The organism is Streptomyces sp. NBC_01454, from assembly GCF_036227565.1.
Taxonomy (GTDB): Bacteria; Actinomycetota; Actinomycetes; order Streptomycetales; family Streptomycetaceae; genus Streptomyces.
This window is the reverse complement of the sequence record NZ_CP109460.1, coordinates 5,545,905-5,567,813: the sequence shown is the minus strand read 5'-3', so window position 1 is coordinate 5,567,813 and position 21,909 is coordinate 5,545,905. Positions and strand designations below refer to the sequence as shown.

General features: G+C 70.2%; 18 protein-coding genes and 2 tRNA genes. 9 read left to right on the top strand and 11 right to left on the bottom strand.

The features are described from left to right. Window positions 1–52 precede the first annotated feature (52 nt). The 5 genes from clpX to OIU81_RS24685 all read right to left on the bottom strand — a co-directional run bounded on the left by clpX (window position 53) and on the right by OIU81_RS24685 (window position 4,849). Entirely contained in the window at window positions 53–1,336 is a 1,284-nt protein-coding gene (gene clpX / locus OIU81_RS24705; RefSeq protein WP_329151337.1) for an ATP-dependent Clp protease ATP-binding subunit ClpX, read from the bottom strand. Window positions 1,337–1,505: 169 nt separating this feature from the next. Continuing rightward, window positions 1,506–2,183 carry an ATP-dependent Clp protease proteolytic subunit gene (locus OIU81_RS24700; protein ID WP_329155330.1) on the bottom strand — a complete coding sequence of 226 codons (678 nt, stop codon included), beginning with the start codon at window positions 2,181–2,183 and terminating at the stop codon, window positions 1,506–1,508. 65 nt (window positions 2,184–2,248) lie between these two features. Further along, complete coding sequence (locus tag OIU81_RS24695; RefSeq protein WP_329155327.1) at window positions 2,249–2,851, bottom strand: ATP-dependent Clp protease proteolytic subunit; 603 nt, start codon at window positions 2,849–2,851, stop codon at window positions 2,249–2,251. 287 nt (window positions 2,852–3,138) lie between these two features. Continuing rightward, window positions 3,139–4,539: a trigger factor gene (gene tig / locus OIU81_RS24690; protein WP_329151336.1), complete on the bottom strand. Its 1,401-nt coding sequence runs from the start codon at window positions 4,537–4,539 to the stop codon at window positions 3,139–3,141. A 233-nt stretch (window positions 4,540–4,772) separates the two neighbouring features. Further along, window positions 4,773–4,849: transfer RNA gene (locus tag OIU81_RS24685), tRNA-Pro, on the bottom strand. 183 nt (window positions 4,850–5,032) lie between these two features. Here OIU81_RS24685 and OIU81_RS24680 point away from each other — a divergent pair. Both OIU81_RS24680 and OIU81_RS24675 read left to right on the top strand, forming a co-directional pair. Next, window positions 5,033–5,103 (top strand) — tRNA-Gly (locus OIU81_RS24680). Between the two features lie 111 nt (window positions 5,104–5,214). Further along, window positions 5,215–5,601: an arsenate reductase family protein gene (locus OIU81_RS24675; protein WP_329151335.1), complete on the top strand. Its 387-nt coding sequence runs from the start codon at window positions 5,215–5,217 to the stop codon at window positions 5,599–5,601. Between the two features lie 37 nt (window positions 5,602–5,638). Here the strand turns inward: OIU81_RS24675 and OIU81_RS24670 are convergent, their stop codons facing one another. Further along, window positions 5,639–5,833, bottom strand: a complete 195-nt coding sequence (locus OIU81_RS24670; RefSeq protein WP_030415520.1) for a hypothetical protein — start codon at window positions 5,831–5,833, stop codon at window positions 5,639–5,641. A 603-nt stretch (window positions 5,834–6,436) separates the two neighbouring features. Between OIU81_RS24670 and OIU81_RS24665 the strand changes: the two genes are divergently transcribed. Further along, window positions 6,437–7,597 carry an acyltransferase family protein gene (locus tag OIU81_RS24665; RefSeq protein ID WP_329151334.1) on the top strand — a complete coding sequence of 387 codons (1,161 nt, stop codon included), beginning with the start codon at window positions 6,437–6,439 and terminating at the stop codon, window positions 7,595–7,597. Between the two features lie 79 nt (window positions 7,598–7,676). On the opposite strand, the gene OIU81_RS24660 is transcribed toward OIU81_RS24665, so the two are convergent. Continuing rightward, complete coding sequence (locus tag OIU81_RS24660; protein WP_329151333.1) at window positions 7,677–8,822, bottom strand: PP2C family protein-serine/threonine phosphatase; 1,146 nt, start codon at window positions 8,820–8,822, stop codon at window positions 7,677–7,679. A gap of 127 nt (window positions 8,823–8,949) precedes the next feature. Between OIU81_RS24660 and OIU81_RS24655 the strand changes: the two genes are divergently transcribed. Beyond that, complete coding sequence (locus OIU81_RS24655) at window positions 8,950–10,179, top strand: GNAT family N-acetyltransferase (protein WP_329151332.1); 1,230 nt, start codon at window positions 8,950–8,952, stop codon at window positions 10,177–10,179. Between the two features lie 69 nt (window positions 10,180–10,248). Here OIU81_RS24655 and OIU81_RS24650 read toward each other — a convergent pair whose 3' ends face one another. Continuing rightward, window positions 10,249–11,067 (bottom strand): Fpg/Nei family DNA glycosylase, encoded by an 819-nt coding sequence (locus OIU81_RS24650; RefSeq protein WP_329151331.1) that lies wholly within the window; start codon window positions 11,065–11,067, stop codon window positions 10,249–10,251. A gap of 71 nt (window positions 11,068–11,138) precedes the next feature. Beyond that, window positions 11,139–11,624 (bottom strand): ribose-5-phosphate isomerase, encoded by a 486-nt coding sequence (locus tag OIU81_RS24645; protein WP_329151330.1) that lies wholly within the window; start codon window positions 11,622–11,624, stop codon window positions 11,139–11,141. Between the two features lie 211 nt (window positions 11,625–11,835). Between OIU81_RS24645 and OIU81_RS24640 the strand changes: the two genes are divergently transcribed. Then, on the top strand, window positions 11,836–13,329 hold the full coding sequence (locus OIU81_RS24640) for an amino acid permease (RefSeq protein WP_329151329.1): 1,494 nt from the start codon (window positions 11,836–11,838) through the stop codon (window positions 13,327–13,329). 86 nt (window positions 13,330–13,415) lie between these two features. Here the strand turns inward: OIU81_RS24640 and OIU81_RS24635 are convergent, their stop codons facing one another. Next, entirely contained in the window at window positions 13,416–14,054 is a 639-nt protein-coding gene (locus tag OIU81_RS24635) for a biotin transporter BioY (protein WP_329151328.1), read from the bottom strand. Between the two features lie 322 nt (window positions 14,055–14,376). On the opposite strand from OIU81_RS24635, the gene OIU81_RS24630 reads away from it, so the two are divergent. The 3 genes from OIU81_RS24630 to OIU81_RS24620 all read left to right on the top strand — a co-directional run bounded on the left by OIU81_RS24630 (window position 14,377) and on the right by OIU81_RS24620 (window position 18,361). After that, the gene (locus tag OIU81_RS24630) at window positions 14,377–15,813 is read left to right on the top strand and encodes an amino acid permease (protein WP_443074038.1); all 1,437 of its coding nucleotides are present in this window, start codon (window positions 14,377–14,379) and stop codon (window positions 15,811–15,813) included. 292 nt (window positions 15,814–16,105) lie between these two features. Next, window positions 16,106–17,545, top strand: a complete 1,440-nt coding sequence (locus OIU81_RS24625; RefSeq protein WP_329151327.1) for an amino acid permease — start codon at window positions 16,106–16,108, stop codon at window positions 17,543–17,545. Between the two features lie 174 nt (window positions 17,546–17,719). After that, window positions 17,720–18,361, top strand: coding sequence for a superoxide dismutase (locus tag OIU81_RS24620; protein WP_329151326.1), 642 nt, complete (start codon window positions 17,720–17,722; stop codon window positions 18,359–18,361). 145 nt (window positions 18,362–18,506) lie between these two features. On the opposite strand, the gene OIU81_RS24615 is transcribed toward OIU81_RS24620, so the two are convergent. Next, window positions 18,507–19,142, bottom strand: coding sequence for a mycothiol-dependent nitroreductase Rv2466c family protein (locus OIU81_RS24615; protein ID WP_329151325.1), 636 nt, complete (start codon window positions 19,140–19,142; stop codon window positions 18,507–18,509). A gap of 126 nt (window positions 19,143–19,268) precedes the next feature. Between OIU81_RS24615 and pepN the strand changes: the two genes are divergently transcribed. Further along, window positions 19,269–21,857, top strand: a complete 2,589-nt coding sequence (gene pepN, locus OIU81_RS24610) for an aminopeptidase N (RefSeq protein ID WP_329151324.1) — start codon at window positions 19,269–19,271, stop codon at window positions 21,855–21,857. Window positions 21,858–21,909: the final 52 nt, after the last annotated feature.

The following is a 21,909-nucleotide window of genomic DNA, read 5'->3' as shown; positions in this document are numbered from 1 at the left end:
CCGCCCGGCAGCTGGTGCTGCCGGGCGGCTCTCGTGTGGTGTGCCGGAGCGGCTAGGCGCTCTTCTCCTGCGGCTCCCCGGACTCGCCGCGGTTGCGCGGGACCAGGGTGGGGTTCACGTTCGAGTGGACGACGTCCTCGGTGATGACGACGCGGGCCACGTCCTTGCGGGACGGGATCTCGTACATCACCGCCTGGAGGACCTCCTCCATGATGGCGCGCAGACCACGGGCGCCGGTGCCGCGCAGGATGGCCTGGTCGGCGATGGCCTCCAGGGCCGGGCGGTCGAAGTCCAGCTCGACACCGTCGAGTTCGAAGAGGCGCTTGTACTGCTTGACGAGCGCGTTGCGCGGCTCGACCAGGATCTGCAGCAGGGCCTCGCGGTCGAGGTTGTGGACCGAGGTGAGGACGGGGAGACGGCCGATGAACTCCGGGATCATCCCGAACTTCACCAGGTCCTCCGGCATGACGTCCTGGAGCTGGTCCTTGGACTCGATCTCGCGCTTGGAGCGGATCGTGGCGCCGAAGCCGATGCCCTTGGCACCGGACCGGGACTCGATGATCTTCTCCAGGCCGGCGAAGGCACCGCCCACGATGAAGAGGACGTTGGTGGTGTCGATCTGGATGAATTCCTGGTGGGGGTGCTTGCGGCCGCCCTGCGGCGGGACCGAGGCGGTGGTGCCCTCCAGGATCTTCAGCAGGGCCTGCTGGACGCCCTCACCGGAGACATCGCGGGTGATCGACGGGTTTTCGCTCTTCCGGGCGACCTTGTCGATCTCGTCGATGTAGATGATGCCGGTCTCGGCCTTCTTGATGTCGAAGTCCGCGGCCTGGATCAGCTTGAGGAGGATGTTCTCGACGTCCTCGCCGACATAGCCGGCTTCCGTGAGCGCCGTGGCGTCGGCGAACGCGAAGGGGACGTTGAGCATCCGGGCGAGGGTCTGGGCGAGCAGCGTCTTGCCGGAGCCGGTGGGGCCCAGCAGCAGGATGTTGGACTTGGCGAGCTCGATGCCCTCCTCGCCGCGGCCGGGGCCGTTCTCGCCCGCCTGCACCCGCTTGTAGTGGTTGTAGACGGCGACCGACAGCGCCTTCTTGGCGGGGTCCTGGCCGACGACATAGCCGTTCAGGAACTCGTAGATCTCCCGCGGCTTGGGGAGTTCCTCCCACCGCACCTCGGAGGTCTCGGCGAGCTCCTCCTCGATGATTTCGTTGCAGAGGTCGATGCACTCGTCGCAGATGTACACACCAGGTCCCGCGATGAGCTTCTTCACCTGCTTCTGACTCTTTCCGCAGAATGAGCACTTGAGCAGGTCGCCGCCGTCACCGATGCGTGCCACGAGGTGCTTCCCCTTCGCCTGGGATCCGCATTGCTCCACGGACCCGGGTGCTTGCCTATCGACGGTACCTTGCCGGGCCCCCCGTACGGGCCCCCCTTGGACCGACTCGGTTCACTACATCCCGACCCGGTCCAAGGGGGCAACGCTCCGGCTCACATTGCGAAGATCGTCAGCCGATCGCCACGGAGGACTTCCGGGTCGAGACGATCTGGTCGACCAGACCGTACGCCAGGGACTCCTCCGCCGTCAGAATCTTGTCACGCTCGATATCGTCACGGATCTTCTCGATCGGCGTGGAGGAGTGCTTGGCCAGCAGGTCCTCCAGCTGCGAGCGCATCCGCAGGATCTCGTTGGCGGCGATCTCCAGGTCGGAGACCTGTCCGCGGCCGGTCTCGCTGTAGGGCTGGTGGATCAGCACCCGGGCGTTCGGCAGCGCCATCCGCTTGCCGGGCGTGCCGGCGGCGAGCAGCACGGCCGCGGCGGAGGCCGCCTGGCCCATGCAGACCGTCTGGATGTCCGGCTTCACGAACTGCATCGTGTCGTAGATGGCCGTGAGCGCCGTGAACGAACCACCGGGGCTGTTGATGTAGATGGAGATGTCCCGGTCCGGGTCCATCGACTCCAGGCACAGCAGCTGGGCCATGACGTCGTTGGCCGAGGCATCGTCGATCTGCACGCCGAGGAAGATCACGCGCTCCTCGAACAGCTTCGCGTACGGGTCGTACTCCCGCACACCCTGCGAGGTGCGCTCGACGAAGCGCGGGACGATGTAGCGGGACTCGGCCCGTGGGCCGGAAAACTCGGACTCCGCGCCCTGGGAGAGGCCGCTGCCGGGGAAGTAGTTCATCGTGGTGTTCACCGTCCTGGTGGCGATCAAGTGGGCTGGGGGCTGTGGGGCGAGTGGTACGGGGCTCAGGCCCCGGTGCCGCCCCCGCCCGGAACGCCGGCGGCGGAGGTCATCACATCGTCGATCAGGCCGTACCCCTTGGCCTCGTCGGCGGAGAACCAGCGGTCGCGGTCCGAGTCCTGCGTGATCCGCTCGACGGTCTGACCGGTGTGGAAGGCCGTGAGCTCCGCCATCCGCTTCTTGGTGTGCAGCAGCCGCTCGGCGTGGATCTTGATGTCCGACGCGGAACCCGCCAGGCCCGCGGAGGGCTGGTGGATGAGGATCTCGGCATTCGGCAGCGCGAAGCGCTTGCCCGGGGTGCCGGCGCTCAGCAGGAACTGGCCCATGGAAGCGGCGAGGCCCATCGCGATCGTCACCACGTCGTTCTTGATGTACTGCATGGTGTCGTAGATCGCCAAGCCGGCCGAGATCGAGCCGCCCGGGGAGTTGATGTAGAGGAAGATGTCCTTGTCCGGGTCCGCGGCGAGGAGAAGCAGCTGCGCGGTGATCTTGTTGGCGATGTCGTCGTCGACCGGCTGGCCGAGGAAGATGATCCGCTCGCCGAGCAGCCGGTTGTAGACCTGGTCGCCGAGGCCACCGAAGGTCGGCTCAGCGGCGGCGGAAGGCATCGGGATCGTCACGTGTCCACCTGCTCGTTGTCGGACGGCTCAGGCCGTCTCAGCGTCGTCTTCTGGGGCGTGGGGAGTGGCGCCGTGTAGGAGTCCGGCGCGGATTGAGCAACTCCCCTGCCCTCGTATCTACGGACCCTAACGCGCAGGTCGGACAACGCCATCCCGCATCGATAACTGTTCGCTGTGAGCGCAGGCTCACCGGCCGGTTACGACATACGGGCCCGAACACGCGGGCGTGCGTGTTCGGGCCCGTCACAGCCGGTCGGCGCCGCGGCGCCGGAGGCTCAGGCCTCGGGCTTCTCGTCGCCCTCGGTCTCGCCGGCGTCGGCGGCCTCGACCGTCTCAACCGTCTCGGCGGTCTCGGCGGTCTCGTCTTCGTCGTCGAGGTCGATGACCTCGCCGTTGCTGTCCTTGACCGTGGCGGCCTCGACGACGACCGCGAGGGCCTTGCCGCGGGCGACCTCACCGACGAGCATCGGCACCTGGCCGCCCTCGACGACGGCCTGGGCGAACTGGTCGGGGGACATGCCGGAGGACTGCGCGCGGCGCATGAGGTGCTCGGTGAGCTCCTCCTGGCTGACGTTCAGCTTCTCCTTGTTGACCAGCTCGTCGAGCAGGAACTGGGTCTTGATGCCCTTCTCGGCCTGCTCCTTGGTCTCGGCGTCGAACTCCTCCTCGCTCTTGCCCTGGATCTCCAGGTACTTCGCGAGGTCGAGGCCCATCTGGCCGAGCTGGTGGTTGACCAGGTTGTGCTTGCGGGTCTGGATCTCGTCCTCGAGCAGCTTCTCGGGCATCGGCACCTCGACGAGCTTGAGCAGCTCGTCCAGGACCTTCTCCTGAGCCTGGGTGGCCTGGTCGTACTTCTTCATCTGCTCAAGGCGCTTGCGGCTGTCCGCGCGCAGCTCCTCGAGGGTGTCGAACTCACTGGCCAGCTGCGCGAAGTCGTCGTCCAGCGCGGGCAGTTCACGGGACTTGATCTCGGTGACCTCGACCGTGACCTCGGCCTCCTTGCCCTCGGCGGAACCGCCCTTGAGCTCGGAGGTGAAGGTGGCGCTGGCGCCGGCCTCGATGCCGGTGACGGCCTCGTCGATGCCGTCGAGGAGCTCACCGGAGCCGACGGTGTAGGTGACGCCCTGGGCGACGCCGTCCTCCAGGACCTCGCCGTCCACCTTGGCCTCGAGGTTCAGCGTCAGGACGTCGCCGTCCTGGGCGGCGCGCTCGACCGGGCTGGTCGTCGCGAAGCGCTCGCGCAGCTGCTCGACGGACTTGTCGATGTCCTCGTCCGACACCTCGACGGCGTCGACCTCGACCTCGATGCCGGAGTAGTCCGGGATCTCGACGGCGGGACGGATGTCGACCTCGGCGGTGAAGGCCAGCAGCTCGCCGTCCTTCAGCTCGGTGATGTCGACCTCGGGCTGACCGAGGACGTTGAGCTCACCCTCGTTGACCGCTTCGGTGTAGAACTTCGGGAGCGCGTCGTTGACGGCCTCTTCCAGCACGGCGCCGCGACCGAACCGCTGGTCGATGACGCGGGCCGGGATCTTGCCCTGACGGAAGCCCTTCACCGTGACCTGCTGATTGATCTTTTTGTACGCCGCGTCGAGGCTGGGCTTGAGCTCCTCGAAGGGCACCTCGACAGTGAGCCGAACCCGAGTCGGGTTCAGGGTCTCCACGGCGCTCTTCACGGTTCGGTCTCCTTGGGGCTGACTTCTGGGGTTCTGCGTGAGATCTGCCTGCGCCCGGCTGATCCGGGTCCGGCCGACCGCGCCCGGTACACAGACACACGGACACGCAGTTTGCATAGTAACCGCAAGGAGGATGGCACCCACAATGCGATCTTGAACGACCGCCGATACGGCGGCCTCGCGAGGGTGGGTCGCAGCGGTGCCCGACGCGAACCGTCGGGCCGACCTGCTGCTGGTCGGGGTGGCCGGATTCGAACCGACGACCTTCCGCTCCCAAAGCGGACGCGCTACCAAGCTGCGCCACACCCCGTCGGTGCGACACGTAGGGTACATGGCCGCAGGCGGTACGGCCGCACGTTATCGGGGCGCCCGGCAGGGTGGCGTGCGGGTGCCGGCGGCGCGGGCGCACCGTCCGCGGGAAGGGATGTGCGGCGCACCGCCGCGACCCGCTAGGATGCACTGCGTGCCGCGGTCCTGCGACCGGTCGGCGCTCGCGGGCGTAGCTCAATGGTAGAGCCCTAGTCTTCCAAACTAGCTACGCGGGTTCGATTCCCGTCGCCCGCTCAGATCAGGAACCCCAGGCCCTTGGCCTGGGGTTTTCCGTTGTGTCCGAGGCGTTCGGCGAGGGCCGGACGCCCTCTTCGCACCAGGGGCGGGGATCCTTAAGCTGGCCCCATGGAGATCTGGCTCAATCCCGCGTGTTCCAAGTGCTGTTCCGCCGTGGAGATCCTCGACGAGGAGGGCGCCCGGTACACCGTGCGCAAGTACCTGGAGGATCCGCCGGACGCCGAGGAACTGCGCGGTGTGCTGCGGCGGCTGGGCCTGGAGCCCTGGGACATCACCCGGACCCAGGAGGCCGAGGCCGAGGAGCTGGGGCTCGGGGAGTGGGAGCGCACCGACGCCGCACGGGAGCGGTGGATCGCGGCACTGGCGGCCCACCCCCGGCTGATTCAGCGGCCGATCATCACGGCGGACGACGGTTCGGCGCTGGTGGGACGCAGTGCGGAAGCCGTACGCGAAGCTGCGGCGCGGACCGGGGGCGAGGAAACCTCGCACGGCTGATCCCGCATGCGGTGCCCGAAGGGGGCCGGCGGTTCACCTAGAAGGTGATGTGGTTGATGGTGTCCGCCAGGGAGTTGAGGAACCGGTTGATGGACGGCGCCATGCCCGTGGAGGCGAGGAAGAAGCCGAACAGTATGGCGACGAGCGCCGGCCCCGCCTTGATGGATTTCCCTCTGATCAGCACGATCAGGATGATCCCCAACAGCAGCACCACAGACAGCGAAAGAGCCACAACTGATCACACCCTTGGTCGGAACGCCTCACCGGCCCGGGAGCATGCCGCGCACACCCCCCTGTACCCATCGTGCCACCAACTCCATGCCCACCGCAGACCGGTGACGAATCATCGGCCAACGCTTTGCCCGATTCCCGATGCCGGTGGCTCTGCCGAGCGCGGCGGGAGGTACGGGCGGGCGGTGCACGGGTGACGACGGGCTGGTGGCGCGCCCACGAGAGGGCGGCCGGGCGGTGAATTCTTCCCGCCTGACGCCGCATCGGCAAATCGTCGCGAGCTTTCCCCGGTGCCACTCATCCCCTTCCCGCCGGATGCGCGGAAATATGAATTCGTGGCGTCCGTCACTGCTTTACCCGGAGCCGTAAGGGCTTATTAGCATTCGGACATAAGAGTAAGGAGTGGGACATTCCCGTGGAGTCGTTTGCGGGGGATACGGGGGGATTTGAGGGGATGATAGGGGACGAGTCGGGCGAGCGCTGACAAGCTTCTACCCGGCGCTTGCGGGTTTATCCGTGCGTCCTCCGCGGCGGTACCAGGGGAAATAAGAAATGCGCCGGACGCGGTTTTACGCATTCGCCGACCACCGCTATCGTGCCTCCAATGTTTTCCGCTGCCCCGACACCCCGACGCGTACTCCCCCCTGCCCGGGCGGCGGACTCCGACCGGACGGAGGCGACGGCCGGGCCGTCCGGCAGGCCGGAGGGGGCCGAGCCGCCCGCCCCGAAGACCGGTGGCCGCAATCCGTTCTTCGACAACGCGAAGTACCTGGCCATCGTGCTGGTGGCGATGGGTCACTCCTGGGAACCGCTGACCGACGGCAGCCGCGCCGCCGAGGCGCTCTACATGACCGTCTACACGTTCCACATGCCGGCCTTCATCATCATTTCGGGCTACTTCTCGCGCAGCTTCGACATGCGCAAGGACCGGCTGCAGCGGCTGGTGACCGGCGTTGCCGTCCCCTATGTCCTCTTCGAGACCGCCTACGCCTTGTTCAAGCGCTGGGCGGACAACGACCCGGGGGAGCCCATCAGCCTGCTCGACCCGTGGTTCCTGACGTGGTTCCTGGTGGCCCTGTTCATCTGGCGGCTGACCACCCCGCTGTGGCAGATCGTGCGCTGGCCGGTTCCGCTCGCGGTGGCCATCGCCGTCCTCGCGTCCGTCTCCCCCGACATCGGTGACGATCTGGACCTCCAGCGGGTGCTGCAGTTCCTGCCGTTCTTCGTCCTGGGGCTGTCGCTGCGGGCGGAGCACTTCCGGTGGGTGCAGCGGCGGGCGGTGCGGATCGCCTCGGTGCCGATCTTCGCGTGCGCGCTGGTGATGGCCTACTGGGCGGCGCCCCGGATGACCTCGGCGTGGTTCTACCACCGGGACAGCGCCCAGGAGTTGGGCACCACCTGGTGGATCGGTGCCGTGATGACGCCGGCGCTCTTCGGCTGCTCGATCGTGCTCGTCGCCTGCTTCTTCTCCTGGGTGCCGACGCGGCACACATGGTTCACGGTGCTGGGCGCGGGGACGCTGTACGGCTATCTGCTGCACGGCTTCCTGGCCAAGGGGTCGCGGTTCTGGGGCTGGTTCGACGACTACGCCTGGCTGCACACCCCGCTCGGCGAGGTGGCGGTCACGCTGATCGCGGCGGGTGTCGTGACGGCCTTGTGCACCCCGCCGGTCCGCAAGGTGTTCCGCTTCGCGATGGAGCCGACGATGGCCTGGGCGTTCCGCAAGGACCCGGCCGATTCGGCGCGGGCCCGCGTCGGCGCCTGAGCGCGCGTCCCGGCCCGGCGACAGGCATCGGGAGACCCGGGGAGGGGCCGGGACCCCGACCGGAACGGTGCCGTCCGGGTCAGGCGTCCCGGCAGATCAGCAGCAGCGCCCGGTCGTCGTTGACGTCCTTGGCGACGGCCTCGATCAGATGCCAGGCGGCGCCGGCGAAGCCGCCGGCGACATAGCGGTCGGCCTCGCCGGTCAGCCGGTCGATGCCCTCGGCGATATCGCGGTCGGCGGCCTCGACCAGGCCGTCGGTGAACAGCATCAGCACATCGCCCGGCCGCAGCCTCCCCTTGACCGGGTCGAACTGGGCGCCGTCGTAGACGCCCAGCAGCGGCCCCTCCCCCGACTTCTCCTCCCAGCGGCCGCTGCCGGCGCTGAGCTGGAGGGCCGGCAGATGTCCCGCGGAGAGCAGCTCGTAGTCGCCGGATTCCAGGTCGAGGACGAGATGGATGGAGGTCGCGAACCCCTCGTCCCAGTCCTGGCGCAGGAGGTAGCCGTTGGCGGCGGGCAGGAAGCCGTGCGGCGGCAGCGAGCCCAGCAGCCCGCCGAAGGCGCCGGAGAGCAGCAGCGCGCGGGAGGCCGCGTCCATGCCCTTGCCGGAGACATCGGTCAGCACCACTTCCAGGATGCTGCCGCCCTGGGTGCGCGAGGCCACCACGAAGTCGCCGGAGAAGGACTGTCCGCCGGCCGGGCGCAGCGCCATCTCGTGGTGCCAGCCCCGGGGCAGCGTGGGCAGTTGGCTCTGGACGCGGATCCGCTCGCGCAGGTCGAAGAGCATGGTGCCGCCGCGCCGCCAGGGCACCCCGACCCGGCTGCGGAACTGGGCGATCAGCAGCCCGAAGAACCCGACCGCGGCGACCACCAGCACCGTGCCCGGAGTGATCCGGTCCGGTCCTTCGTCGTACGGGCCGAACAGCGCGGACTCGACGACCAGCGCGGTCGCGGAGGCGCCGTACAGCACGAGGAGGTTGGCCGGCCGCAGCAGCAGTCCGCCGGCGATGACCGGCAGGACCAGGGCCGTCGGGGCGATCCACTCGGGGAACCGGAGCGTGCCCGCGGCGATGGCGGGTATGGCCAGGAGCAGGACCGCCAGTGCGAACCGGTCGGAGCCCTCACCACGGAAGTAGTCGACCCCGGCCTTGCGCACGCCGATGCGGGCCCGGTGCAGACCTTTGTGCATCCGGGCCGTCAGGGTGTCCGTGCCCTGGCCATGTGTCATTGCTCTGGGACCCTATCCACCCGTTCGGCGGCGCGTCGATTCGCCGCACGACGGCCCGGCCAATTGCCAGGAAACTCCGTTCGAAATCCGGTCGCGCGGCCGTCGAGCGGGCTGCTAGGGATGGGGCATGGCGACGGAATTGCGGGTGCTGCGGGACGTCGAATGGGACGACTGGTCCGACAAGCTCGATCTGGCGTTCGGCGGGCTGCCGCCGACTCCCGAGCAACGGGCGATCCGGCGGGAGTGCACCGAGATCGAGCGGTCGTTCGGCGTCTGGGAGGGCGGTGACTGCGTCGCCACGGCGGGGGCGTTGTCGTTCCGGCTCACCGTGCCCGGCGGGGCCGGGGTGCCGGCGGCCGGGGTCACCATGGTCAGCGTGCAGCCCACGCACCGCCGCCGCGGGCTGCTGCGGTCGATGATGCGACACCAGCTGGCGGACGTCCGGGAGCGCGGTGAGGCGCTGGCGGTGCTGGTCGCCTCGGAACCGGCGATCTACGGCCGGTTCGGCTACGGAGCGGCGGCCCTGGACATGGGGCTGACCGTGGACACCGCGCGGCTGGCCGCCCCCGAACTGCCCGGGGTGGACGAGGTACGGCTGCGGCTGGTGGACCCGGCGGCCGCGCTCGCCGACTGCGAGCGGGTCTACGCCCGGCTGGTGCCGACCCGCCCCGGGATGCTCGCCCGGCTGCCCGGCTGGGAGCGGATGGCCGTGCTGGACGCGCCCGACCGGCGGGAGGGCGCCGGGGTGTTGCAGTGCGTGGTGGCCGAGGTGGACGGCGAGGTGCGGGGCTGTGCGCGCTACGCGGTCAAGCCGGACTGGGACCGGGGCGGGCCGTCGGGGGTGGTGCAGGTGCGGCATCTCGACGCGCCGGACCCGGTGGTGTACGCGGCGCTGTGGCGCTTTCTGTTCGGGATCGACCTGACGACGTCGGTCTCGGTGCGCAGCCGGCCGGTGGACGACGCACTGCCGCTGCTCGTCGCGGACATGCGGCGGTGCGCGATGGAGCTGCGGGAGTCGCTGTTCGTCCGCCCCGTGGAGGTGGGCGCGGCGCTGGCGGCGCGGGCGTACCGGACGCCGGTGGACGTGGTGCTGGAGGTCCGGGACCCGTTCTGCCCGTGGAACGAGGGGCGCTGGCGGCTGACCGGCGACGCGACCGGCGCGTCCTGCGTGCGGACCCGGGACCCGGCCGAACTCGCGCTGTCCGTACGGGAGCTGGGCTCGGCGTATCTGGGCGGCTTCGCGCTGACGGCGCTGGCGGCGGCGGGCCGGGTGCGGGAGCTGCGGCCCGGTGCGCTGGCGGCGGCGTCGCGGGCGTTCGGGTCGGACGTGGCGCCCTGGCTGCCGCACGGGTTCTGAGCGGGGCCGGGGGCCGGCCCCCGGGTGCGGGGGTGGGGCGGCGGCCCGGGCGGCCGCCGCCGGGGAGCGTCAGCCGCCGCCGGTGGACGGCTGGCAGCCCGGGCACCAGAAGAGGTTGCGGGCGGCGAGGCCGGCGGTACGGATCTCGCTGCCGCAGATGTGGCAGCCCTGCCGGGCGCGGCGGTAGACGTAGACCTCGCCGCCGTGGTCGTCGACCCGCGGCGGGCGGCCCATGGCCTCCGGCAGATGCTCCGGGCGGACGGTGTCGATCCGGTTGTGCCGCACGCCCTCGGCCATCAGGAACACCAAGTCGTCCCAGAGAGCGTCCCATTCGCCGCGGGTGAGGTCACGGCCGGGGCGGTAAGGGTCGAGGTGATGGCGGAAGAGGACCTCGGCCCGGTAGACGTTGCCGACGCCGGCGACGATCTTCTGGTCGAGCAGCAGCGCCGCGATGGTCGTACGGCTGCGGGAGATCCGCTGCCAGGCGCGGGTGCCGTCGTCCCCGGGGCGCAGCGGGTCGGGACCGAGCCGGTCGTGTATCGCCTGCTTCTCGTCCTCGGTGATCAGTGCGCAGGTGGTGGGCCCGCGCAGGTCCGCGTGGTGGCGGGCGGTGGCCAGGCGCAGCCGGACGGTGTCCGTGGGCGGCGGGGCGGGCGCGGTACCGAAGCCGAGCTTGCCGAAGAGGCCGAGGTGGACATGGATCCAGCGAGGGCCGAAGCCGAGGAAGAGGTGTTTGCCGTGCGCCTCGGCGGTGGTCATGACCTGGCCGTCGACGAGGGCGGCACCGTCGGCGAACTTTCCCTGCGGGCTGCTCGCCCGGACGGCTTCGCCCTCGAAACGGGCGCGGTGGTCCAGGGCGAGGCGGTGGATCGTATGCCCCTCGGGCACGGGCGTTCCTCCAGTGGGCGCGCCCGCCCGCCCCGGCGGCCGGGGCGGGCGGGCGGCGGGACGATCGGGGGTCAGCCCTGGGGGTGGTGGGCGGGGATGGCGGGCAGTTCGCCGGTGGTCTCGTAGGCGGAGAGCATCTCGATGCGGCGGGTGTGCCGTTCCTCGCCCGAGTAGGGCGTGGCCAGGAAGATCTCGATGAACCGGGTCGCCTCTTCCTCGGAGTGCATCCGGCCGCCGACGGAGATCACGTTGGCGTTGTTGTGCTCGCGGCCGAGCTTGGCGGTCTCCTCGCTCCAGGCCAGCGCGGCCCGTACGCCCTTGACCTTGTTGGCGGCGATCTGCTCGCCGTTGCCGGAGCCGCCGATCACGATGCCGAGGCTGTCCGGGTCGGCGGCCGTCTTCTCCGCGGCGCGCAGGCAGAACGGGGGGTAGTCGTCCTGGGCGTCGTAGAGGTGGGGACCGCAGTCGACGGGCTCGTGGCCATGGGCCTTGAGCCACTCGACGAGGTGGTTCTTGAGGTCGAAACCTGCATGGTCGGAGCCGAGGTACACGCGCATGCGATGAGTGTGACACGAGGGGCGCCGGGTAGGCGCCGCTGGGTCTTCCCGGGCCCGGGCGTACGAAGTACCTCCCCCGCCTTCCGTACGCAAGCGCATCGCGTCACCACCCAGGGTTTCACACAACAATCAGGCTGCAGGCCTTCCAATCCACGGTGAACGAAGATCTAATGCGGGGGTTCCTTTCCGCGAACCACGAAGGACGGTGCTCATGGGCGCGCACCCTCCCCCACGCTCCGCAGGAGCAGGGGTCACTCCCACCACCACAGCGGTCCCCCCGGCCGGTGATCCCGGCGGGGGATCCGGTGGGGGGCAATCGCCGGACGGGCTGCAGGCAGGACTCAAGAACCGCCATCTGTCGATGATCGCCATCGGCGGGGTGATCGGCGCCGGCCTGTTCGTCGGTTCCGGGGCCGGCATCGCAGCCGCCGGCCCGGGCATCCTGCTCTCCTACGCGCTGACCGGTCTGCTGGTCGTGCTGGTGATGCGGATGCTGGGCGAGATGGCCGCCGCCTCCCCCACGTCCGGCTCCTTCTCCGCCTACGCCGACCGGGCGCTGGGGCGCTGGGCCGGCTTCACCATCGGCTGGCTGTACTGGTTCTTCTGGTCGGTCGTGCTGGCCGTCGAGGCGACCGCGGCCGCCTCGATCCTCACCGGCTGGGTACCGGCCGTCCCGCAGTGGGCCTGGGCGCTGCTGGTGATGATCGTGCTGACCGGTACGAACCTGATCTCGGTGGGCTCGTTCGGTGAGTTCGAGTTCTGGTTCGCCGGCATCAAGGTCGTCGCGATCGTGGTCTTCATCGTGGTCGGCGCGCTGGCGATATTCGGGCTGCCGCCGGGCGGCGACCCGGTCGGCCTGGCGAATCTGACCGGGCACGGCGGCTTCCTGCCGCACGGTCCCGGCGCGATCCTCTCCGGCATGCTGCTGGTGGTCTTCTCCTTCATGGGCAGCGAGATCGTCACGCTGGCGGCGAGCGAGGCACCGAACCCGGTGCAGGCCGTCCGCAAGGCCGTCAACAGCGTCATCTGGCGGATCGGGTTGTTCTACCTCGGCTCGATCGGCGTGATCGTGACCCTGCTGCCGTGGAACTCCAAGGCCGTGGCCGACAGTCCGTACGTGGCCGTGCTGACGTCGCTGGACATCCCGTATGCGGGCACCGTGATGGATGTCGTGGTGCTGACCGCGGTGCTGTCCTGTCTGAACTCCGGGCTCTACACGGCCTCCCGGATGGCGTTCTCGCTCGGTGAGCGCGGCGATGCGCCGAAGTCGTTCGCCACCGTCAACAAGGGCGGGGTGCCGGCGGTCGCCATCTACGCGTCGGTCGCCTTCGGCTTCATCGCGACGATCTTCAGCTACACCGCGAAGAAGACCGTCTTCCAGTTCCTGCTGAACTCGTCCGGCGCGGTGGCGCTCTTCGTGTGGCTGGTCATCTGCTTCTCGCAGCTGCGGATGCGCCGGGCCATCGAGCGCGAGAGCCCGGAGCGGCTGACGGTGCGCATGTGGCTGTACCCGTGGCTGACCTACGCGACGATCGGGATGATCGTGTTCGTCGTGGGCTACATGTTCTACGACCCGGACGGGCGGGTGCAGATGGTGCTGTCGGTGGCCGCGGCCGTGGTCGTGCTGACGGTGGGGCTGCTGCTGCACCGGCGGCGGGCGGCGCAGGCCGCACCGGTCACCGGCGCCGCCGGGCCCCGGGAGTAGCCGGACGCCGTGCGAACGGGCCGGGCCCCGCAGTCACCGGGTGGTGAGTGCGGGGCCCGGCCCGTTCGTGCGGTCGGCGGCGGGGCTCAGCCGCGGCGGCCGGCCAGCTTCCAGGCCGCGGGCAGTGCGCCCATCGCCAGCGCGGCCTTGAGCGCGTCGCCGATCAGGAACGGGACCAGGCCCACCGCGACCGCCTGGCCGAACGGCATCCCGGTGCTCAGCGCCAGGTAGGGCACGCCGAAGGCGTAGATCACGGCCGTGCCGGCGGCCATGGTGGCGGCGGTGCGCAGCACCCCGCGGTCGCCGCCGCGGCGGGCCAGCGCGCCCACCAGGCCGGCCGCGAGCAGCATGCCCATGACGTAACCGAAGGTGGCCCCGCCGGCGCCCGAGGTACCGCCGGCGAACCACGGCATTCCCGCCATTCCCGCCAGGGCGTACAGCGCCAGCGACAGCAGCCCGCGGCGGGTGCCGAGCGAGGCGCCGACCAGGAGGGCGGCGAAGGTCTGGCCGGTGACCGGCACCGGGGAGCCGGGGACGGGGAGGGCGATCTGGGCCGCGATGCCGGTGAGCGCGGCACCGCCGAACACCAGCACGGCGTCCCGGACGCGGGCACGGGAAGCGGTGGTGGCGGCCGGCAGCAGGTCGGCGAGGACCTCCCCCAAGCTCTCGGCTTTGCTCGAGTAGGGGGTACCCCCATCGGGAGAGGTGAGGGCGGCTGTGCTCATCGGGACCTCGCGGGGTGAGAAGGATCGGACGGGACGCGATGACGTTAGTCCAGCGGACCCCCGCCGATCATCGTGTGGCGGCGACAAAGCCGTACCGGCCCGCTTGGAGAGTTCCGATCAACCGCCGCCCTGCCCGGCCCTGTTGCACCGTGCGGCGTCTTCGCAGGTCACGTGATGCTCATCACGGCCGCCGCCGTGCTGCGGGGCCGGTTTTGTGGTAGCCCGCGACGTGCGGCGACACTGGAGCCGCTCCACGGTGAGCTGTGGAGATCCCCCAAACCTGCCGACGGCCCCGCCGTCGGCCCTTGCGAGAGCGCGAGCCATGCACGACGTACCGACCCGCACCGGCGGGACCTCCCCCGGTGTCGCCTCTTCCCGCTCTTCCGGTGCCGTAGCGGGCGAGCAGGAGCCTCTGTCCGCGGGCCTCAAACAGCGCCATCTGACGATGCTGGGCCTGGGCGGCGTGATCGGCGCCGGGCTGTTCGTGGGCTCCGGCGCCGGGATCGCGGTGGCCGGGCCGGGGATCGTGCTGTCGTATCTGATCGCGGGTGCGCTGGCCATGCTGGTCATGCGGATGCTCGGGGAGATGTCGGCGGCGATGCCGGCCTCCGGCGCGTTCTCCGTGCACGCGGAGCGGGCGCTGGGGCGCTGGGCCGGCTTCAGCGTCGGCTGGCTGTACTGGTTCCTGCTGGTCGTGGTGCTCGCGGTGGAGGCCACCGGTGCGGCACAGATCGCCCACGGCTGGGTGCCGGCGGTGCCGCAGTGGGGCTGGGTGCTGCTCTTCATGGTCGTCTTCACCACCGCCAATCTGTCCGCGGTGAAGAACTTCGGGGAGTTCGAGTTCTGGTTCGCCGCGCTGAAGGTCACCGCGATCGTGCTGTTCCTCGGGCTGAGCCTGCTGGCGGTCTTCGGCGTGCTGCCGGACACCGAGCCGGCCGGGCTGACCCACCTCACCGGGCACGGCGGTCTGCTGCCGCACGGCTGGGGCGGGGTGGTCTCCGGGGTCCTGGCGGTGGTCTTCGCCTTCGGCGGCCTGGAGGTCGTCACCATCGCCGCGGCCGAGTCCGACGACCCGGCGCGGGCGGTGGGCCGGGCGGTGCGCAGCGCGGTGTGGCGCATCCTGTTCTTCTACGTCGGCTCGATGGTGGTCATCGTGACCCTGCTGCCGTGGTCGTCGATGCAGCCGGGCAAGAGCCCGTATGTGGCGGTGCTGGACAGCATCGGTGTGCCGGGGGCCGGCCAGATCATGAACATCGTGGTGTTCGTGGCGCTGCTCTCCGCGCTGAACGCCAATCTCTACGGCTCCTCGCGGATGGTGTTCTCGCTGGCCGAACGGGGCGAGGCGCCGCGCGCGCTGCTGAAGGTGTCGGGCGGAGGGGTGCCGCGCCGGGCGGTGCTGGCCTCGGTGGCCTTCGGCTTCCTCTCGGTGCTGCTGAATCTGCAATGGCCGGATTCGGTCTTCCTCTACATGCTCAATGCGGTCGGCGCGGTACTGCTGTTCGTCTGGGGTCTGGTCGCGGTCTCCCAACTGCGCCTGCGTCCGCGCCTCGAGCGCGAGGCGCCCGGGAAGCTGGCCCTGCGGATGTGGGCCTTCCCCTATCTGACCTGGGCGGCGCTGGCGGCCATGGGTGCCGTGCTGGTGCTGATGCTGACCGATGACACGGCCCGGCCGCAGCTGCTGTGGTCGGCCGGGGCGACCGGCGCGGTGCTGCTCGTCGCGGGCCTGCGTGCGCTGCGGGAGCGCCGCGCGGACCGCTGAGCGCCTGCGACGGGGATCACATCCCGTAACAATGGCCGCCCAATTGGGCACACATGGTCACGATCACGTCTGAATATCGAACATTCGCTGCACGAGTGTTGCCCTGAGCGGACACCGGCACCGAAACTGAGCCCGCTTCGCCGAGTACCCCGGAGTTGTGCCGTCGGCAGGCCCATGTGACCTGCTGCCCACCGGGGTCCAGGGGGTCCGGCAGCACCGTCGCACCGCTCGCGGCCCCCCGGAGAACGCAGTATCGCCGTGCTCCGCTCTCACCTACTGGGACAGGTACCACATGAATCGGACACCCTCGTCCGCCGCCGCGCGCGAGCAGGCCGACGCGGTTCAGGGCGCCGGCCCCGACAGCGGTTCCACGCTGTCCAACGGCCTCAAGCAGCGCCACCTCTCGATGATCGCCCTGGGCGGGGTGATCGGCGCGGGCCTGTTCGTCGGCTCGCGCGAGGGCATCGCGGCGGCCGGCCCCTCGATCGTGCTGGCCTATGCCGTCTCCGGCGCCCTGGTCATGCTGGTCATGCGGATGCTCGGGGAGATGGCGGCGGCCAATCCGGCCTCCGGCTCCTTCTCCGTGCACGCCGAGCGCTCCATAGGCTCCTGGGCCGGCTTCACGGTGGGCTGGATGTTCACCGCGCTGCTGTGCGTGGCGGTGGCCGCCGAGGCGCTGGGCGCCGCGGACGTCATGATCCAGTGGTTCCCCGGCACCCAGCCGTGGATGTGGGTGCTGCTGTTCATGGTGATCTTCACCGGCACGAACCTGGCCGCGGTCAGCAACTTCGGTGAGTTCGAGTTCTGGTTCGCCGCCCTGAAGGTCGCGGCGATCGGCATCTTCCTGGTGCTGGGCCTGCTGGCCATCTTCGGTGTGCTCCCCGGCACCCAAGCGCCGGGCACCGCGCATCTCACCGGCGACGGCGGCTTCCTGCCCAAGGGCGTGGACGGCCTGATGGTCGGTCTGCTGGCCTCGGTGTTCGCCTACGGCGGTCTGGAGACGGTGACCATCGCGGCCGCCGAGTCCAAGGACCCGGTGCGCGGGGTCGCCAGTGCGGTGCGCACCGCGATGTGGCGGATCGCCCTCTTCTACGTGGGCTCGATGGCCGTCATCGTCACCGTCATCCCCTGGAACGACTCCTCGATCGCCAAGAGCGGCCCCTATGTCGCGGTGCTGGACTACCTGAAGATCCCGGCGGCCGGCCAGATCATGAACGTGGTCATCCTGGTCGCCCTGCTGTCCGCGATGAACGCCAACCTCTACGGCGCGTCCCGGATGGCGTTCTCGCTGACCGCCCGCGGCCAGGGCCCGGCGTTCCTGGCGAAGGTCAGCGGCGGGGTGCCGCGCCGGGCGGTGCTGATGTGCTCCGGGTTCGGCTTCGTCGCGGTGCTGCTGAGCATCCTGTGGCCCGACACGGTCTTCCAGTGGCTGTTGAACATGGTCGGCGCGGCCGTCCTGGTGGTGTGGGGCTTCATCGCCGCCGCCCAGCTGCGGATGCGGCGGCTGCTGGAGCGTGAGTCGCCGGAGAAGCTCGTGGTGAAGATGTGGGCCTTCCCGGTGCTGACCTGGGTGGCGCTGGCGGGTATCGCGGCGGTGCTGCTGCTGATGCTGCGCGATGAGAACCAGCGGATCCAGCTGCTGTTCACCGGGGGCTTCGGGCTGGTGCTGACGCTCGTGGGCCTGGCCCGGCAGCGGTCGCTGGGCAGGGGCGCGGACCTGACGAAGCCGTAGCGCTTCCCCTCTTCCCCGAGGCGGGGCGGGACCTCCTTCCGAGGTCCCGCCCCGCCTCCGTCTTTGGGACCAGGGGCGGTCCCGTCTCCGTCCGGTGAGCACTCCTGCTGGTAGCGTGCTCTTGCACATGGTTTGCAACTACTGCATGTACGCAGCTTGGAGGCGGGACCCGGCATGGCCACCTACACACTTCCTGAACTTCCGTACGACTACGCGGCGCTGGCGCCGGTCATCAGCCCCGAGATCATCGAGCTGCACCACGACAAGCACCACGCGGCGTATGTGAAGGGCGCGAACGACACCCTGGAGCAGCTCGCCGAGGCCCGCGACAAGGAAGCGTGGGGCAACGTCAACGGCCTGGAGAAGAACCTCGCGTTCCACCTCTCCGGCCACATCCTCCACAGCATCTACTGGCACAACATGACCGGTGACGGCGGCGGCGAGCCGCACGAGAAGGACGGCGTGGGCGAGCTGGCCGACGCCCTCGCCGAGAGCTTCGGCTCGTACGCCGGCTTCAAGGCCCAGCTGACCAAGGCCGCGGCCACCACCCAGGGCTCCGGCTGGGGCGTCCTGGCCTACGAACCGGTCACCGGCCGCCTCATCGTCGAGCAGATCTACGACCACCAGGGCAACGTCGGGCAGGGCTCGGTCCCGATCCTGGTCTTCGACGCCTGGGAGCACGCCTTCTACCTCCAGTACAAGAACCAGAAGGTGGACTTCATCGAGGCCATGTGGCAGGTCGTGAACTGGCAGGACGTCGCCAAGCGGTACGCGTCCGCCAAGCGGCGCGCGCACAGCCTGCTGCTCGCCCCGTGACGCCGTGACACCCGGCACCGGTCGTCCTGCCTCGTGATCGTCTTCTCACCCTTCACCCGGCAGGCGGAATGACGGAGCGCCCCCGTACGTCCGATACGTGCGGGGGCGCTCCCATGGGCACCAAAAGCAAGGACGTCAAAAGACGTCAGTCGAAAATCGGCCCCTGGGTCCGGGTCCGCTTGATCTCGTAGAAGCCGGGGATCGAGGCGACCATCAGCGTCCCGTCCCACAGCCTGGCGGCCTCCTCGCCCTTGGGGGCGGGGGTGACGACCGGGCCGAAGAAGGCGATCCGGTCGCCGTCGTGGCCCGGCACGGCGATGACCGGGGTGCCGACCTCCTGGCCGACCAGGTCGATGCCCTCCTTGTGGGAGGCGCGCAGCTGCGCGTCGTAGGCGTCGGAGTCCGCGGCGTCGGCGAGTTCGGCGGGCAGCCCGGCCTCCCGCAGGGCGTCGACGAGCGTCTCGCGGGTGCGCTCCAGGCCACGGTTGTGGAAGCGGGTGCCGAGCGCGGTGTAGAGCGGGCCGAGCACCTCGCTGCCGTGCTGCTGCTCGGCGGCGATGCACACCCGCACCGGGCCCCAGGCGGTCGCCAGCAGCTCGCGGTAGTTCTCCGGGAGCTCGTCCAGCTTGTCCTCGTTGAGCACCGCCAGGCTCATCACGTGCCAGCGCACCTCGACCGGGCGGACCTTCTCCACCTCCAGCATCCAGCGGGAGGTCATCCACGCCCACGGGCACAGCGGATCGAACCAGAAGTCTGCGGGCGTCTTCGCGGTCTCGGACACGGGGTCTCCTCCAAAGAGCGGTGCGGCACGGGCCAGCGGCGCTGTTCCGTGAAAGGTTCAACCGACAGCGGGCGTGCCATGATTCCCCGTGTTCGATATTCGACACGAGGACGAAGGAGTCACGTCGTGCCAGGTGAGAATCTGTCCCGGGACGAGGCGCGCGAGCGGGGCCGGCTGCTGAGCGTCGAGGCCTACGACGTGGCACTGGACGTCCGCTCGGCGGTCGCCCAGGGTGCGGACGCGGACACCTTCCGCTCCCGTACGACCGTCCGCTTCCGCTGCGCCGAGCCCGGCGCCGCCACCTTCGCGGACCTGCTGGCACCGACGGTCACCTCCGTCACCCTCAACGGCCGGGAGCTGGACCCCGCGGCGGTCTTCGACGGCACCCGTATCGCGCTGGACCGGCTGGCCGCCGAGAACACCCTCGTCGTGGACGCGCGGTGCGCCTACAGCCGCACCGGTGAGGGGCTGCACCGCTTCGTGGACCCCGAGGACGGCGAGGTCTACCTCTACACGCAGTACGAACCCGCCGATTCCCGTCGGGTCTTCGCCAATTTCGAACAGCCCGATCTGAAGGCCCCGTTCACCTTCGAGGTGACCGCCCCCGAGGGCTGGGCGGTGCTCAGCAACGGCGCGCGGGACGGTGCGGCCGAGAGCGGCCGGCACCGCTTCGCGACGACCCGGCCGATCTCCACGTACATCACGGCCGTGGTCGCCGGCCCGTACCACGTCGTCACCGACACCTACCGCCGCACCTTCGAGGACGGCACCGCGCTGGAGATCCCGCTGGGCGCGCTGTGCCGCAAGGGGCTGGCGAAGCACTTCGACGCGGACGACGTCTTCGCCGTCACCAAGCAGGGCCTGGACTTCTTCCACGACCACTTCGACTTCCCCTACCCCTTCGGGAAGTACGACCAGGCGTTCGTCCCGGAGTACAACCTCGGCGCGATGGAGAACCCGGGCTGTGTCACCTTCCGCGAGGAGTTCATCTTCCGCGGGAAGGTGACCGAGGCGGCCTACGAGCGGCGGGCCAACGTCATCCTGCACGAGATGGCGCACATGTGGTTCGGCGATCTGGTCACCATGCAGTGGTGGGACGACCTGTGGCTGAAGGAGTCCTACGCGGACTTCATGGGCTCCTTCGCGCTGGTGGAGGCCACCCGCTTCACCGACGGCTGGATCACCTTCGCCAACCGGCGCAAGTCCTGGGCCTACCGCGCCGATCAGCTGCCCTCCACCCACCCGGTCACCGCCGACATCCGTGACCTGGAGGACGCCAAGCTCAACTTCGACGGCATCACCTACGCCAAGGGCGCCGCGGTGCTCAAGCAGCTGGTGGCGTACGTGGGGCAGGAGGCGTTCCTGGAGGGTGCCCGGCGCTACTTCAAGCGGCACGCCTACGGCAACACCCGGCTCGCCGACCTGCTGACGGTGCTGGAGGAGACCTCCGGGCGGGATCTGGCGCAGTGGTCGCGGGCCTGGCTGGAGACCGCGGGCGTCAACTCCCTGACCCCGCAGGTCGTGTACGACGCCCAGGACCGGATCACCGAGCTGAGCGTCCTGCAGGAGGCGGCGGACTCGCACCCCGAACTGCGGCCGCACCGGGTCGCGGTGGGCCTCTACCGCCGGCAGGAGGCGGACGCGGCGCTGGTGCGCTACGCCCGCGCCGAGGTGGACGTCTCCGGGCCGCGCACGGCGGTGCCGGAGCTGGCGGGTCTGGAGCGGCCGGAGCTGATCCTGGTCAACGACGAGGACCTCACGTACTGCAAGGTCCGCTTCGACGAGGGGTCGCTGGCCACCCTGCGGGCCCGGCTCGGCGATCTGGCCGACCCGATGGCACGGGCGCTGTGCTGGGCGGCGCTGTGGGGACTGACCCGGGACGGGCTGATGCCGGCCCGCGACTACCTCGATCTGGTGCGGCAGTTCGCCGGCCGGGAGACCGACATCGGGGTGCTGCAGTCGCTGCACGACCAGGCGCAGGCGGCGCTGGAGCACTACGCGGCGCCGGAGCACCGGGAGCGCGCCGCCCGGGAGCTGGCCGAGGGCGCGCTGCACGAGCTGCGGCTGGCCGAGCCCGGCAGCGGCCACCAGCTCACCTGGGCCCGGCACTTCGCCGCCGTCGCCGGCGCCCCCGCCGACCTCCAGCTGCTCCAGGGCCTGCTGGACGGCACGGCGAAGATCGACGGCCTGGACGTGGACCAGGAGCTGCGCTGGACGCTGCTGGGGCCGCTGGCCGCGCACGGTCTCGCGGACGAGGCGGCGATCGCCGCGGAGCTGGCCCGCGACGACACCGCGTCCGGCCGGCGCCACCAGGTGCGCTGCCTGGCGGCCCGCCCCTCGGCCGAGGTCAAGGAACGGGCGTGGCAGGAGGTCGTGGAGTCCGACACGCTGTCGAACGCGCTGGTGGAGGCGACCATCGCGGGCTTCGCGCAGCCGGGGCAGCGGGAGTTGCTCGCGCCCTGCGCACCGCGCTACTTCGAGGCGATCGAGCGGGTGTGGCGGGAGCGGTCCATCGAGATCGGGATGGCCGTGGTGCGCGGACTGTTCCCGGACTGGCTGGTGGAGCGCTCCACGCTGGACGCCGCGGACCGCTGGCTGGCCGACCACGAGCGGGCGGCGCCCGCGCTGCGCCGGCTGGTCCTGGAAAAGCGGGACGATCTGGCCCGTGCGCTGCGGGCACAGGCTTGTGACGCGGCGGCCGGGGCCAGGCCGTAACCCCCGTGGCGACCAGCTTCTTTCGGCAGTCGAACGCCCGTACTTTAGTACA

Coding starts and splice junctions, on each gene's coding strand:
- OIU81_RS24700 (WP_329155330.1), bottom strand. CDS start 2,183: ATGAACTACTTCCCCGGCAGCGGCCTCTCCCAGGGCGCGGAGTCCGAG.
- OIU81_RS24695 (WP_329155327.1), bottom strand. CDS start 2,851: ATGCCTTCCGCCGCCGCTGAGCCGACCTTCGGTGGCCTCGGCGACCAG.
- OIU81_RS24675 (WP_329151335.1), top strand. CDS start 5,215: ATGGAGATCTGGCTCAATCCCGCGTGTTCCAAGTGCTGTTCCGCCGTG.
- OIU81_RS24665 (WP_329151334.1), top strand. CDS start 6,437: ATGTTTTCCGCTGCCCCGACACCCCGACGCGTACTCCCCCCTGCCCGG.
- OIU81_RS24660 (WP_329151333.1), bottom strand. CDS start 8,822: ATGACACATGGCCAGGGCACGGACACCCTGACGGCCCGGATGCACAAA.
- OIU81_RS24655 (WP_329151332.1), top strand. CDS start 8,950: ATGGCGACGGAATTGCGGGTGCTGCGGGACGTCGAATGGGACGACTGG.
- OIU81_RS24645 (WP_329151330.1), bottom strand. CDS start 11,624: ATGCGCGTGTACCTCGGCTCCGACCATGCAGGTTTCGACCTCAAGAAC.
- OIU81_RS24640 (WP_329151329.1), top strand. CDS start 11,836: ATGGGCGCGCACCCTCCCCCACGCTCCGCAGGAGCAGGGGTCACTCCC.
- OIU81_RS24635 (WP_329151328.1), bottom strand. CDS start 14,054: ATGAGCACAGCCGCCCTCACCTCTCCCGATGGGGGTACCCCCTACTCG.
- OIU81_RS24630 (WP_443074038.1), top strand. CDS start 14,377: ATGCACGACGTACCGACCCGCACCGGCGGGACCTCCCCCGGTGTCGCC.
- OIU81_RS24625 (WP_329151327.1), top strand. CDS start 16,106: ATGAATCGGACACCCTCGTCCGCCGCCGCGCGCGAGCAGGCCGACGCG.
- OIU81_RS24620 (WP_329151326.1), top strand. CDS start 17,720: ATGGCCACCTACACACTTCCTGAACTTCCGTACGACTACGCGGCGCTG.